The organism is Streptomyces shenzhenensis, from assembly GCF_021462265.1.
In the GTDB taxonomy this organism is placed as follows: domain Bacteria; phylum Actinomycetota; class Actinomycetes; order Streptomycetales; family Streptomycetaceae; genus Streptomyces; species Streptomyces shenzhenensis.
Genome location: NZ_JAJONF010000034.1, coordinates 46,207 through 59,694, shown reverse-complemented (window position 1 = coordinate 59,694; position 13,488 = coordinate 46,207). Strand labels below are relative to the sequence as shown.

The following is a 13,488-nucleotide window of genomic DNA, read 5'->3' as shown; positions in this document are numbered from 1 at the left end:
AATCTGTTGGACTTCCACAACGGGTCGACCAAAGGGAGTCCATGGGGCCCTGCCATGCGTAAGGCGCTCGCTCACGGCTCCATCAGGTAGGTGCGCGCCACGGCCCACATCTGTCGCGATGCTCCTCCGGCAGTGGCCTCGGCGCCACTCACGGACCTGACATCCCATCAGAAAAGTCAGCATTAGGTCAGCATTGGTTCTGCTAAAGCTGCCCACAGATGCCCACACGTTGGAATCGACAGAGCCCCCGGAGGTGCCGTTTCGACAGCTTCCAAGGGCTCTTGCCGTCAAAGATCATCTTTAGGCGGAGGGCGGCCGCGTGGTCATCGGCTCTCGGCGGGAGAGTCGGTGTATATGCAGGTCAGCGCGCTCGTCCGCGTGGTTTGAGTGGTGTCGGTGGCATCTCCGGTGCCGACAGCGGTGCCCCGTCATACCCCGTCACCTCGCCGAAACGGGCCCCCTTCTCCCAGTCCTCCCGGGCCTGTACGATCTCGTCTTGGGAACGGGCGATGAAGTTCCACCACATGATCAGCTCCTCCTCGAACGGCTCGCCGCCCAGGAGCATGATCGACGCGTCCGACTCCGCGCGCAGGGGGAGTTCCAGACGGCCGCAGCCCAGGTAGAGCATGGAGCCCGGGAGCACCGGAACGCCGTCGACGCGCACCTCGCCGGACATCGCCAGGACGCCGTACTCGAAGTCGGGCTCCAGGGGAAGGCGCAGGTCGGTGCCCTGGGCGAGGGTGAGGTCCGCGCCGACGATGGGGGTGAACGTCGTACCGGGGGACGTGGCGCCGTCGAGAGAGCCGAGGATGACCGTGGCCCGCAGGCCGGGAGCCGTGACCGTCGGCAGGTCGGGGTGGTGTTCGAACCTCGGGTCCGTGTGGCGGTGGGAGTCAGGGAGGGCCACCCACAGCTGCGCCCCGTGCAGGTAGCGGGCGTGCGGCCGGGGGCTCTCCTCGGAGTGGCTGATCGCCCGGCCCGAGGTCATCAGCCCGAGTTCACGCGGGCGGATCGTCTGGAGACTGCCGGTCGAGTCGCGGTGCAGGACCTCGCCCTGGTGCAGCCAGCTGACCGTCTGCAGCCCGATGTGCGGGTGTGGCGGCACCTGCATCCCGGGCTCGTCGGCGATGTCGTCGGGGCCGTAGTGGTCGACGAACGCCCAGGCGCCGATCATGCGCCGGCCGAGGTTCGGCAGCAGCCGGCGCACCTCGGTCGACTCGCCGAGTTGCACATGGCGGGGGCTCAGCAGTTCGCGGACGGGTTCGGCGACGACGAATCCGCGGCCGCCGCACACGCTCGGAACGGGCGCGCGGTCAAGGTTGCTCATGCCGGACAACCTAGCGGCCGAAGGTCCCCCTTGCCGAGCGGTCAGCCGCTCGTACGGAATCCGTCCCTCACATTGCCGAGGACCGGCCGGTGGGTGTCCCGCCTCGCGTCCGGCGCGGAGAGGCGGGTGCCGGCCGCCCCGGCCGCCCGGTTCCTTCCGGCTGTGCGTCAACCGGAAAGGGCGGTGCGGGGCGACGAAAGCGGCTCGTCGCCCCGCAGGGATGTGCTCGGGATCACTGGGGCACAGGTCAGCGCGCCGTCAGCTTCCACAGGTGGTCGGCGGTGCCGTTGTCGTCCCACTGGAGCACCTGGGCGCCCGACGAGGTGCTCATGCCGGTCACGCCGAGCAGCAGTCCGCTGTTGTGGTTCGCGATCTTGTAGTAGCCGTCGCCGGACGGGATCAGCTGCCAGAGGTGGTCGGTGGTGCCGTTGTCGCCCCAGATCAGGGCGGTGCCGCCGGCGCTGGTGCCCGCGTTGGTGATGCCGAGGAGCAGACCGCTCGCCTGCTGCTGGATCTTGTAGAGGCCGCTGCCCGCGGCCACCAGGGTCCAGTTCTGGTCGGTGCCCGTGGTGGAGGTCGCCTGGACGACCGCGGTGCCCTGGGCGGTGCCCGCGCCGCTGGTGTCGAGGGCGAGGCCGCTGTTCCTGTTGGTGATCTGGTACCGGCCGGCCAGTGAGGCGGCGGTGCCGCTCGGGGTGACGGTCAGGCGGTAGCCGTCGGAGGCGTTCATCGCCACCGGGACGGTGATCGAGCCGCCGCTGACCGGGTAGTCGGTGTCCGAGACGGTCACCGGCCCGGCGGTGGCGGTCGTCCGGCCCTTGGACGGGGTGTACTCCAGCTTGACGTGCACGGTGCCGCCGAACGCGGAAAGTGACGACAGTCCGTTGATCGTGACCGCGCACGAACCTGTGCAGCCGCCGGTGACCACGCTGATCTGGTTGCCCGCGCTGTTGCGGGAGGCGAAGCCGTCGATGCCGGTCTGGGCCGCGGGCGTGGTGACGAGCATGTTCCCCGACATGTCGCCGTACCACTTGTACAGCCAGTAGGCGCCGTTGGGTGAGCCGCCGGTGTCGGTGAGGGTGTCACCGAGGGTGCCGTAGTGGTTCCAGAAGGCGAGTTCCGCGTCGTGCACGCCGGCCCGCTCGAACTTGGCGACATAGCTCGCGAGCGGACCGGGGACGCCGACCTCGCTCGGGGCGGCGTACTCCTCGATGGCGATCGGGCGGGGGCTGAGACCGAGGCTCGACTCCAGCGCCCGGTAGTCGGCCACGTGCGCGGCGATGTTCGCGCTGCTCTGCAGCTCGTGCCAGCTGATGATGCCGGGCACGGCGTTGTTCGCGATGGCGTCCTGGAGGAACGTCTTCATCTTGCTGTCGGTGTACGTCGCGAAGCTGGGCCCCTGGATGGGCGTGCCGGTGTCCTTCGAACGCACCTCCTTGTACGTCCGTGACCAGCCGTCGTCGAAGGCGCCCGCCGCCGAGGTGTTCCAGGTGCCGTCGGGTTCGTTCCACAGTTCGTAGGCGCTGATGTTCGTCGCGCCGGACGACCGCACGGATGCGACCTGCTTGTCCACGGCCGACAGCCAGTCGCTCCAACTCACCCATTTGTAGGGGAAGTTCGGGTACCAATCCGGCATCCGTACGACGACCTTGGCGCCGGCCTTCGCCGCCTCGGGGGCCACCACCAGGGCGTCACCGCCGGGAGCGGGCTCGCCGTTGGGCAGCTGGCTGCCGCCGGGCGCCATCTGTACGAAGGTGTTCGGCCTGAGCGGCTCGACCAGGCTGTCGGCCGGCACGCTCGCGGTGTCCAGTCCGTACAGGCTGCCCGAGGCCACGTGTGTGACCGGGCGCAGGGTCTGGTCGGCGCTCACCACGAGGGTGGTGGCGGCGGTGGGTGCCGCCTGGGCGGGGGCGGTGAGGCCGAGGGCGGCGGCGGTGAGGACCACGGCACCGAGTACGGCTCTGCGGGGGATGCGGCTCATGGCATGGATCTCCTCAGAAGGGTGGGGGAGTTGCGGGGTTCAGTCCTTCACCGCGCCCGCGGTCACGCCCGCGGCCACATAGCGCTGGGCGAGGACGAGGAGGACGGCCGCGGGGACCGACGCGACCACGGCGGTGGCCATGATTGCGTTCCACTCCTGGTTGTTGTTGCCGATGTACTTGTAGATGCCGAGCGTGATCGGCTTCCAACCGCCGCCGCCGTCCAGGGTGTTGGCGAAGACGAAGTCGGACCAGGCCCACAGGAAGCCGAACAGCGAGACGGTGACGATCGCGTTGCGGCTCAGCGGGAGTACCACCGACCGGAAGGTGCGCCAGGCGCCGGCGCCGTCGATCCGGGCGGCCGAGACGAGTTCGCCGGGGATGCCCGACATGAACGCGGTGAAGATCATGACGCCGAAGGGCACGGCGATGGTGGAGTCCGCGACGATCAGTCCCCACCAGGAGTTGAGCAGACCGAGGTCCAGGAAGATGCCGTAGAAGCCCATCGCCATGACGATCCCGGGGATCATCTGCGCGATGAGGAGCGCCAGGCCGAGGGCGCCGGTGCCGCGCGGGCGGAGCTTGGCCAGCGCGAAGCCGGCGGGGGCGGCGAGGAGAAGGGTGAGGGCGACCGTGCCCAGGCCGATCAGCAGGCTGGTGCCGAGGTAGGGGAGCTGGTCGTCGAGGACCGCCCGGTAGCCCTCGAAGGTGGGGTGCAGCGGGAGCAGGTCCGGCGGACTCTTGCGCATGTCCCGCTGCGGGGTGAGGGACACGTTGACCATCCAGTACACCGGGAACAGCATCAGCGCGGTGAGCAGGAGGCCGATGACGGTGTGACGGCGCTTGCCCGTACGGGATTTCATGACTCCTGCCTCCTCTGGACGCGGATGTACAGGAGGCCGAAGGCCAGCGCGATGAGGATGAGGATGTCGCCGACCGCGGCGCCCGGGCCGAACCGGGGCAGCAGCGTGCCGAAGCCGAGCTGGTACGACCAGGTGGCCAGGGTGGAGGAGGCGTCGCCGGGCCCGCCCTTGGTCATGATCCAGATCAGGTCGAACACCTTGAGGGTGTAGACGAGCCCCAGCAGCAGGGTGATCGCCGACACCGGGCGCAGCAGCGGGAAGGTGATCCGGCGGAACTGCTGCCAGGCGCCCGCCCCGTCCAGGGCCGCGGCCTCGTACAGCTCACCGGGGATGTTCTGCAGGCCGCTGTGCAGGATGACCAGGTTGAAGGGGATGCCGATCCAGATGTTGGCGATGATCACCGAGGCCAGCGCCCAGGTGGGCGAGGTCAGCCAGCCGACGGGGGCCACGCCGAGGAAGTGCAGGAGGTAGTTCACCACCCCCGACTCGCTGTTGAACATCCACGACCACGTCGACGCCGACACGATCAGCGGCAGCAGCCAGGGGATCAGGAACAGCGCCCGCAGCACGGTCGACAGCCGGAAGTGCCGGTTGAAGAAGACCGCGAGGGCGAGCCCGATCGCGTACTGGAAGGCGATCGACACGAAGGTGAAGACCATGGTGTGCCGCATCGCCGGCCCGAACGTCGGATCGCCCAGCACCGTGCGGAAGTTGTCCCAGCCGGAGAACGGCGCGTCGCCCGCCACGAAGGAGCGCACGGTGTAGTCGCGCAGGCTGAGGTCGAGGTTGCGGTACAGCGGATAGAGGTAGAAGGCGGCGAGGTAGACGAGCAGGGGAGCCACGAAGGCGAGCGCGGTCAGCCGCCGCCTGCGGCGCAGACAGCGGGCGCCGGTGTCGCTCGCCCGCACCGCGGCGGCCGGTGCTCGCCGCGGCCGGTCGACCCGGGCGACGGTCATGCCGGTCCTAGCCCTTCCGCGCGCTGGACTGGGCGGTGGCCAGGGCGTCCTGGGGGCTCTTGCTCCCGGAGAGCGCCGCCTGGACGGCCGTCCACATCGGCTGCGAGATCGTCGGGTACTTGGTGCCCAGACCGCCGCTGGTCCGGCCCCGGGCCGCCGCGACCGCCGCCACCCACGGCTTCAACTCCGCGTTTTTCTCGACCTGTTCGCTCTGCACGGCGGAGGTCGGCGCCACGTACATGAGTGTGGTGTCGGTGGCCAGCAGACTGGAGTCGCTGGTCAGACAGCTGACGATCTTCTTGCTGACCGCGTAGCGCGAGGTGTCCTGCTGGACGGGCACGGTGACGAACTCGCCGCCTGTCGGCACCGGGGCCGAACCGCCGTTCTGCGCGGGGATGTTGATGACCCCGTACGAGAAGCCGGCCTGGTCGGCGTTGCCCAGTTGCCAGGTGCCGTTCTCGCTGAACGCGTAGTCGCCGGTGGCGAACTCCTGCCAGCTGGTGGTCTGGGTGTTCTGCAGCACGTCCTTCGGCGCGTACCCCGCGTCCACCCACTGCTTCCACAACGACAGCGCGGCGACTCCCTTGGCGGAGTCGAGTTCGGTGAGGTCGCCCCCCGCGCCCCAGAACCACGGCAGGAACTGGAAGCTGCCTTCCTCGGTGTTGATCGCCGAGAACGTGATCCCCTTCTTGCCGGCCGCCTTGACCTTCTTCAGCGCGGCGGTGAGCGACGCCCAGTCCCGGACCGAGCCCGGGTCGACGCCGGCCGCGGTGAGGACCTTCTTGTTGTAGTAGAGCGCGAGGGTGTTGGCGCCGATCGGCACGCCGTAGGAGGCGCCGTCGATCGTGCCGGCGCCGATGATGTTCTTCTGGATCGACGAGGTGTCCAGGCGCAGGTCGCTCGTCTTGTTGAGGATCCCCGCCTCCACCAGCGTGGAGACCACCGGGTTGTCGACCAGCATCACGTCCGGCGCGTTGCCCTGCTGCGCGGCCAGCAGGGCCTTGTTGCCGAGGTCGGTGGTGTCGTAGGCGGTCCGCTTGAGCTTCACCCCGGCCGCGGTGCCGCACGCGGTGACCCGCCTGCCCCAGTCCGAGGAGGCGTCGAACTGCGGGTACGGGTCCCAGAAGGTGTACGTCCCGCCGGCCGAGGACGACGATCCCGAGGAGCCGGAACCGCCACCGCAGGCGGTGAGGGGGAGAAGGGCGGCCGTGGCGACGGCCATGAGGGTACGGCGGGTGGGTATCACGGGGTGACCTCGTTGTCGTAGGACGGGGTGTCTCAGGAGGTGGGGAGCCAGACGCGCATGCTGCCGTCCTCGCGGTTGGCCCAGACGTGGTACGGGATCGCGGTCAACTCGACCGGCTCGCCGTCGGCTTCGGCGGGAACACCGTGGGCGGGGGCGTACGGCCACCAGCCCCGGTCGGGGACGCGGCGCCGCCGGCCCGCGGCCACCACGGTGGTGACCCCGCCGAGCAGGTCCGGGCGGTGCTTCACGGCGAGCGGGCGGGACGGGTCGAGGACGACGTCGTCCAGACCGCCACCCGGATGGTCGACCTGCTCCAGGCAGTGCACGAGCGGCCCGCGTTCGATGGCCACACAGCCGCGTACGGCGTCCACGCGCGGGTCGGCGGCGGTGAGCCGCGGCTCCAGGGCGAGTTCCAGCACCACCTGGTCGCCCGGCGCCCAGGTCCGTGCCAGCCGCAGCCACCCGTGGTCGAGCGCGGAGTCGTACGTCTCCTCGCCGCACCGCACCCGGAACTCACGGCACCACTCGGGGATGCGCAGCGACAGCGTCCAGGGGCCGTCGGACGGGGTCTCCTCGACGGTGAACGCGATCGTGCCGTGCCAGGGGTAGTCCGTCTCGGCCCGCACCCGGACCCGGTCGGCCGTGTACGTTCCGGTGACGAACTGGTGGATCTGCAGGCCCTGTTCGTCGCTCGACGCCAGATAGTGCTCCAGGCTCGCCAGCAGCCGCATCACGTTGGGCGGGCAGCAGGCGCAGCGGAACCAGCGGGTGCGGCGGGCCGACTGGTCGCCGCCGGTGTCGGTGTGGCCGTCGCGGACCTGGAGCGGGTTGACGTACAGCCACCGCTCGCCGTCCAGCGAGACGCCGGCCAGGAAGCCGTTGTAGAGGGTGCGCTCGATCAGGTCGGAGTAACGGGCCTCACCGGTGAGCAGGGCCATGCGCCAGCTCCACTGGACGGAGGCGATCGCGGCGCAGGTCTCGCAGTAGGCACGCTCGTTGGGGAGTTCGTAGGGGTCGCCGAAGTCCTCCTTGTCGTGGTGCGCGCCGAGCCCGCCGGTGAGATGGGTCTTGGTGGTCGTCATGGCGAGCCACAGCCGCTCCGCCGCCGTGCGGAGTTCGGTGTCCCCGGTCTCCGCCGCCAGGTCCGCGGCCGCCGCCAGCAGGTACAACTGCCGTACTGCGTGGCCCTCGACGTTCGTCGCCGCGCGCACCGGGACCCGGTCCTGGCAGTAGGCCGCGCCGCCGAGCAGGCCATGGCCGTGCCGGTCGACGAAGTACCCGGCCAGGTCGAGATAGCGGCGCTCGCCGGTCTCCCGGTACAGCTCCACCAGGGCCGTCTCCACCTCCGGGTGACCGTCGATGCCGTCGATCGGCCTGCCGCTGCCGGGAGGGCCGAACACCGAGTCGATGTGGTCGGCGAACCTGAGGGCGACGTCGAGAAGTTCGGGGCGGCCGGTGGCACGGTGGTGGGCCACCGCGGCCTGGATCAGGTGTCCGGCGCAGTACAACTCGTGTCCCCAGCGCAGGTCCTGGTACCGTTCACCGCCCTTGACCAGCTGGAACCAGGTGTTGAGATAGCCGTCGGGCTGCTGGGCCGCGGCCACCAGGGCGACGATCCGCGCCACGTCCGCGGCCAGTGCCTCGTCGGTGCTGTCACCGGTGCCCTCGCCGGTGCCCTGGGCGAGGTGCCAGGAAGCCGCCTCCAGCCACTTGTAGACGTCCGTGTCGACGAACGGGTACGCCCCCTGGAACGTCCCCTCGGCAGTACCGGCCGCCAGCCGCAGGTTGTGCAGGTTCCCGGCGGACTCCAGCAGGTCCGGACCCTGCGGCAGGGAGACGCGGGCGTTGGCCGCGCGCCGGTCGTGCCAGAAGCCGCCGTCGACGGTCACGGCCGCCGGGCGCAGCGCGGTGCGGGCATCGGGGCTGAGGCGGACCGGGCCGGCGGGGGAGGGCAGGGCGGAGCGGGTGCGGGGCATGGCTCTCCGAGGGGGGAGGGACGGGACGCCTGGACGCGCGGTTTCGATATATCGAACATTGTTTGGAATATCGAGCGTGGAGATGTGCGGAACCGTTTTGGGCAACCGTTTTCTCGCCGAGAAGTACAGGGCAGCCGGGGAGAGCGGTCAAGACGCCCGGCGCAGTTTTTTCAACTTGCCCGGCAGGGCTGGTGGTCCAGGTGAGCGGCTGCGACGATGTGGGACGGCTCTGTCGTCGCGAGGCCGGCGGCCGTGCCGAGGATCCGTCTAGGAAAAGGTTTGCCCGTGTCCTCTGCTCCAGGCTCTCCGCCCGCACCGAACTCTCCGCCAGCCGGCCGGGCCAGGCTCGCCGATGTCGCCGCGCTCGCCGGTGTCAGTGTCGGTACGGCGTCCAAGGCGCTGAACGGTGCCGGACGGATGCGCCCGGAGACCCGGCAGCGGGTCATGGACGCGGTGCGGGCGCTCGGGTTCCGGCCCAACCAGCACGCCCAGAGCCTGCACAGCGGCCGCAGCTGGACGGTCGGCCTGATGACGACGGACGGCATCGGCCGCTTCAGCACCCCGGTCCTGCTCGGTGCCGAGGACGCGCTCGGCGCCGGGAAGATCTCCGTCCTGCTCTGCGACACCCGTGGCGACGCCATCCGCGAGCAGCACCATCTGCGCACCCTCACCGACCGGCGCGTCGACGGCATCATCGTCGCCGGCCGCCGTACCGACCCGCGCCCGCCGCTGACCGGCATCGACCCGGCGATCCCGGTCGTCTACGCCCTCGCCCCGTCGACCGGCCCCGCCGACACCTCCGTCATCACCGACGACCGCGGCGGCGCCCGGCTCGCCGTGGAGCACCTGCTCGCCGCCGGCCGTACCCGCATCGCCCATGTCACCGGACCCGAGCACCACCAGGCCGCCCGGGACCGCGCCCGGCACGCCGCCGAGCACCTGGCCGGGGCGGGCCTGCGACTCGCCGCGGGGCGCGTGCACTTCGGGGAGTGGAGTGAGGCCTGGGGGCGGCGCGCCGCCGACGCGGTGCTGCGGACGGCTCCCGACACGGACGCCGTCTTCTGCGGCAACGACCAGATCGCCCGGGGTGTCGCGGAGGCGCTGCGCGAGCGCGGCAAGGACGTGCCGGGGGACATCGCGGTGGTCGGCTACGACAACTGGGACACCATGGCCCTCGCCTGCCGTCCGCCGCTCACCACCGTCGACATGAACCTGGCCGAGATCGGGCGGATCGCCGCGCTGCGGCTGCTCCAGGCCATCGACGCGGAGCCGGAGCCCGGGGTGCACACCGTGCCCTGCCGCCTGGTGGTGCGCGAGTCGAGCTGACGGCGGAGTGTGCCGAGCCTCCGGTCCGCCCCACCGCAGGGGAAACCGTCTGTTGTTTGAGTCAATCAATTGACTTACATTCGGGAGGGGCGTGCAGACCCGAGCGGCCCCGTGGAGGCCCGACCATGTCCCATGCACAGCCCCGGCCGGCAGCCGCCGGGGACCCGGCCGCGCCGCGGACCGACGTCGTCGTCGCGGTGCTCGCCTTCGGCGGGATCGTGGTCTCGCTGATGCAGACCCTGGTGATCCCCATCGTGCCCGAACTGCCGAAGCTGCTCAACGCCTCGGCGTCCAACGCGGCGTGGGCGGTCACCGCCACCCTGCTCGCGGCCGCCGTCGCCACCCCCGTGACGGGCCGGCTCGGCGACATGTACGGCAAGCGGCTGATGCTGCTTACCAGCGTGGTCATGCTGGTCGCCGGCTCGGTCACGGCCGCGCTGAGCGACTCCCTCGTACCGATGATCGTCGGGCGGGCCCTGCAGGGCCTGGCCTCCGGCGTGATCCCGCTCGGCATCAGCATCATGCGCGACGAACTCCCCGCGCAACGGCTCGGTTCCGCCACCGCGTTGATGAGTGCCTCCCTTGGCGTCGGCGGCGCCCTCGGCCTGCCCGCCGCCGCGCTGATCGCCGACCACTTCGACTGGCACGTGCTGTTCTGGACCTCCGCCGCGCTCGGTGTCGTCGCCGCGCTGCTGGTATTGCTCCTCGTACCGGAGTCGAAGGTGCGCACCGGCGGCCGTTTCGACCTGGCCGGCGCCCTCGGCATGGCGGCGGGCCTGGTCTGTCTGCTGCTCGGCATCTCCAAGGGCGCCGACTGGGGCTGGGGCAGCGGCACCACGCTCGGCCTGTTCGGCGCCGCCGTGGTGATCCTGCTCGCCTGGGGCCGGTACGAACTGCGCACCACGCAACCGCTGGTCGACCTGCGCACCACGGCCCGCCGACAGGTCCTCGTCACGAACCTCGCCTCGGTCGCCTTCGGGTTCTCGATGTTCGCGATGTCCCTGGTGCTTCCGCAGCTCCTGCAGTTGCCCGAGGCGACCGGCTACGGCCTGGGCAGGTCACTGCTGGACGCCGGCCTGGTGATGGCCCCGACCGGCCTGGTGATGATGGCGATGGCGCCCGTTTCCGCGCTCGTCTCCAGGAACTTCGGGCCGAAGGTGACCCTGATGTGCGGCGCGGTGATCGTGGCCGCCGGATACGGGCTGAACATCGTGCTGATGAACGCCGTCTGGCAGCTCGTGCTCGTCTCCTGCGTCGTCGGCGCCGGCATCGGCTTCGCCTACGGCGCGATGCCCGCGCTCATCATGGGCGCCGTCGACCCGCACGAGACGGCCGCCGCGAACAGCCTCAACACCCTGATGCGGTCCATCGGCACGTCCACCGCGAGCGCCGTCGCCGGGGTGATCCTGGCCCAGCTGACCACCGTCTTCGGCACGGCGCGCATACCCTCCGAGAACGGCTTCAAGGTGGTCATGGCGGCGGGCTCCGGCGCGGCGGTCCTCGCGCTGCTCGTGGCCGCGTTCATCCCGCGCCGGAAGCCAGCCGGGACCACCCGGGTCGAGGTCGGGCTGCGGCCCGGGGCACATGTGCGCGGCACCGTCCGCGGAGCCGCCGGGCCGCTGGGTGACGCCCGGGTCACCCTGGTGGACGCGGCAGGCAACGTCGTCGGCACGACTACCACCGGGGACGACGGCGCGTACGCCTTCTCCGACCTGGACACCGGCCAGTACACGGTCATCGCGACCGGCTACCCGCCGCACGCCGCCGGGGTGGCCGTCTCAGGCGCCGGCATCCACGACCACGACATCGAACTCGCCCATCCCGGGGCGTAGTTCGCGGGGCAATACACCTAGGGGCTGTCCAGCGGATCATGCCGCAGACGCGGGGGCTGGCACGCCCACCTGCGGCGTTGTCGTCGGTCGCCGACGTCCCCCAGCCTTCGGCCGGGAGGTGCCCCCACCGCGTCGACTCCCTCCTCCGCCTTGCAGTTGGACGCACCAGCCCCCGCTCACCTCGGCTGACAGTCACCGCTGCTTTCCCGCGACTTGATCCGCCGGACAGCCCCTAGGGCCGCTGGGCCGCCCACAGGCCGCGCACGTGGCCCAGGTGGCGGGTCATGACCTCGCGCACGGCCCGCTCGTCGCGGGCCAGCAGGGCGTCGAGGAGCTCCAGATGCTCCTCGGCGGAGGCCTTCAGGCGTCCCGCCGACACCAGCGCCGTCAGCCCGTACAGCCGCGAACGGCGGCGCAGGTCCCGCACCACCTCCACGAGGTGGTCGTTGCCCGCCAGCCCCAGCAGCCCCAGGTGGAAGGCCAGGTCGGCCTCGACGTACGCGATGAGGTCGCCCTTCACGGCCGAGGTGACGATCTCCAGGGCGAGCGGCCGCAGCGCCTCCAGGTCGCCGGGGTCGGCGGTGGCCGTGAGGGCGACCGTCGTCGGGATCTCGATCAGGGACCGGACGTGCGTGTAGTCGTCGAGCTGCTTCTCGGAGACGGCGGTGACCCGGAACCCCTTGTTCGGAACGATCTCGACCATGCCCTCCTTCACGAGTTCGAGCATGGCCTCGCGCACCGGAGTCGCGGAGACGCCCAGGCGGGGGGCGAGCCCGGGCGCCGAGTACACCTCGCCGGGACGCAGTTCACCGGCGATCAGCGCGGCCCGCAGGACGTCCACGACCCGTTCCCGGAAGTTCGGTTTCCGGCCGCCGAGCGACGGAATGGCGGGAGCGGCGGTGCTCGGACTGCGGGGCTGGTCGGACATGGGGAGGACTCCTGGGACGGGTACGGAGAGGATCAGAGTACGAAGCCGGCCGGGAACGGATCGTCCGGGTCCAGCAGATACTGGGCGGTGCCGGTGATCCAGGCCCGGCCGGTGAAGCTGGGCAGGACCGCGGGGCGGCCGGCGACCTCGGTGGTGCCGAGGAGCCGTCCGGTGAACCGGGTGCCGATGAAGGACTCGTTCACGAACTCGGTGTCCAGCGGGAGTTCGCCGCGGGCGTGCAGCTGCGCCATCCGCGCGCTGGTGCCGGTGCCGCAGGGGGAGCGGTCGAACCAGCCGGGATGGATGGCCATCGCGTGCCGGGAGTGGCGGGCCGTGGCGCCGGGGGCGACCAGGTGGACGTGGTGGCAGCCGCGGATGGAGGGGTTCTCGGGATGCACGGGCTCCGCCTCGGCGTTGATCGCCTCCATGAGGGACAGGCCGGCCCGCAGGATGTCGTCCTTTCGGGTGCGGTCGAAGGGGAGGCCGAACTCGTCCAGCGGGAGGATGGCGTAGAAGTTGCCGCCGTATGCCATGTCATATGTGACCGACCGTCCGTCAGCCAGCACGATCTTCCGGTCCAGCGCGACGGAGAACGACGGCACGTTCCGCAGCGTGACGTTCCTCGCCGCGCCGTCTTCCACCGCGACCTCGGCGACGACCAGGCCCGCCGGGGTGTCCAGCCGGATGGTGGTGACCGGCTCCACCACCTCCACCATCCCGGTCTCCACGAGCACGGTCGCCACGCCGATCGTGCCGTGCCCGCACATCGGCAGATAGCCGGAGACCTCGATGTAGACCACGCCCCAGTCGCAGTCGGGCCGGGCCGGCGGCTGCAGGATCGCCCCGCTCATCGCGGAGTGCCCGCGCGGCTCGTTCATCAGCAACTGCTTGATGTGATCGCGGTGTTCACGGAAGTACAGCCGCCGCTCGTTCATGGTCGCGCCGGGAATGGTGCCGATCCCGCCGGTGATCACGCGGGTGGGCATGCCCTCGGTGTGCGAGTCGACGGCGTGCAGGACGAGTTTGCTGCGCATGACGCTCCTCGTGGGTCGGGG

General features: G+C 70.8%; 10 protein-coding genes. 2 read left to right on the top strand and 8 right to left on the bottom strand.

The genetic code is table 11. The annotated features are described in order from the left end of the window. Window positions 1–361: 361 nt before the first annotated feature. The 6 genes from LQ326_RS33375 to LQ326_RS33350 form a co-directional block, all read right to left on the bottom strand. Complete coding sequence (locus LQ326_RS33375; protein ID WP_234542800.1) at window positions 362–1,327, bottom strand: pirin family protein; 966 nt, start codon at window positions 1,325–1,327, stop codon at window positions 362–364. Window positions 1,328–1,574: 247 nt separating this feature from the next. Next, complete coding sequence (locus LQ326_RS33370) at window positions 1,575–3,308, bottom strand: RICIN domain-containing protein (protein ID WP_234542799.1); 1,734 nt, start codon at window positions 3,306–3,308, stop codon at window positions 1,575–1,577. A gap of 39 nt (window positions 3,309–3,347) precedes the next feature. Then, window positions 3,348–4,169 carry a carbohydrate ABC transporter permease gene (locus tag LQ326_RS33365; RefSeq protein WP_234542798.1) on the bottom strand — a complete coding sequence of 274 codons (822 nt, stop codon included), beginning with the start codon at window positions 4,167–4,169 and terminating at the stop codon, window positions 3,348–3,350. Continuing rightward, window positions 4,166–5,125, bottom strand: a complete 960-nt coding sequence (locus LQ326_RS33360; RefSeq protein WP_234542797.1) for a carbohydrate ABC transporter permease — start codon at window positions 5,123–5,125, stop codon at window positions 4,166–4,168. Before LQ326_RS33360 ends, LQ326_RS33365 begins: the two co-directional genes overlap by 4 nt. A gap of 7 nt (window positions 5,126–5,132) precedes the next feature. Further along, window positions 5,133–6,347 (bottom strand): sugar ABC transporter substrate-binding protein, encoded by a 1,215-nt coding sequence (locus tag LQ326_RS33355; RefSeq protein ID WP_234542796.1) that lies wholly within the window; start codon window positions 6,345–6,347, stop codon window positions 5,133–5,135. Between the two features lie 56 nt (window positions 6,348–6,403). Continuing rightward, window positions 6,404–8,347 carry a glycoside hydrolase family 127 protein gene (locus tag LQ326_RS33350; RefSeq protein ID WP_234542795.1) on the bottom strand — a complete coding sequence of 648 codons (1,944 nt, stop codon included), beginning with the start codon at window positions 8,345–8,347 and terminating at the stop codon, window positions 6,404–6,406. 285 nt (window positions 8,348–8,632) lie between these two features. Here LQ326_RS33350 and LQ326_RS33345 point away from each other — a divergent pair, with 285 nt between their 5' ends. Together LQ326_RS33345 and LQ326_RS33340 are read left to right on the top strand one after the other, a co-directional pair. Then, window positions 8,633–9,673, top strand: a complete 1,041-nt coding sequence (locus tag LQ326_RS33345) for a LacI family DNA-binding transcriptional regulator (RefSeq protein ID WP_234542794.1) — start codon at window positions 8,633–8,635, stop codon at window positions 9,671–9,673. A gap of 125 nt (window positions 9,674–9,798) precedes the next feature. Continuing rightward, a complete protein-coding gene (locus LQ326_RS33340) occupies window positions 9,799–11,505 on the top strand; it encodes an MFS transporter (RefSeq protein ID WP_234542793.1) in 1,707 nt (568 codons plus the stop codon). Between the two features lie 232 nt (window positions 11,506–11,737). Here LQ326_RS33340 and LQ326_RS33335 read toward each other — a convergent pair whose 3' ends face one another. After that, a complete protein-coding gene (locus tag LQ326_RS33335; RefSeq protein WP_234542792.1) occupies window positions 11,738–12,433 on the bottom strand; it encodes a GntR family transcriptional regulator in 696 nt (231 codons plus the stop codon). A 32-nt stretch (window positions 12,434–12,465) separates the two neighbouring features. Further along, a complete protein-coding gene (locus LQ326_RS33330; RefSeq protein WP_234542791.1) occupies window positions 12,466–13,467 on the bottom strand; it encodes a proline racemase family protein in 1,002 nt (333 codons plus the stop codon). Window positions 13,468–13,488: the final 21 nt, after the last annotated feature.

What these genes read in the sequence shown, in the direction of transcription:
- LQ326_RS33355 (WP_234542796.1), bottom strand. Translation starts at nt 6,347, where the DNA reads ATGGCCGTCGCCACGGCCGCCCTTCTCCCCCTCACCGCCTGCGGTGGC.
- LQ326_RS33375 (WP_234542800.1), bottom strand. Translation starts at nt 1,327, where the DNA reads ATGAGCAACCTTGACCGCGCGCCCGTTCCGAGCGTGTGCGGCGGCCGC.
- LQ326_RS33365 (WP_234542798.1), bottom strand. Translation starts at nt 4,169, where the DNA reads ATGAAATCCCGTACGGGCAAGCGCCGTCACACCGTCATCGGCCTCCTG.
- LQ326_RS33330 (WP_234542791.1), bottom strand. Translation starts at nt 13,467, where the DNA reads ATGCGCAGCAAACTCGTCCTGCACGCCGTCGACTCGCACACCGAGGGC.
- LQ326_RS33340 (WP_234542793.1), top strand. Translation starts at nt 9,799, where the DNA reads ATGTCCCATGCACAGCCCCGGCCGGCAGCCGCCGGGGACCCGGCCGCG.
- LQ326_RS33370 (WP_234542799.1), bottom strand. Translation starts at nt 3,308, where the DNA reads ATGAGCCGCATCCCCCGCAGAGCCGTACTCGGTGCCGTGGTCCTCACC.
- LQ326_RS33360 (WP_234542797.1), bottom strand. Translation starts at nt 5,125, where the DNA reads ATGACCGTCGCCCGGGTCGACCGGCCGCGGCGAGCACCGGCCGCCGCG.
- LQ326_RS33335 (WP_234542792.1), bottom strand. Translation starts at nt 12,433, where the DNA reads ATGTCCGACCAGCCCCGCAGTCCGAGCACCGCCGCTCCCGCCATTCCG.
- LQ326_RS33350 (WP_234542795.1), bottom strand. Translation starts at nt 8,347, where the DNA reads ATGCCCCGCACCCGCTCCGCCCTGCCCTCCCCCGCCGGCCCGGTCCGC.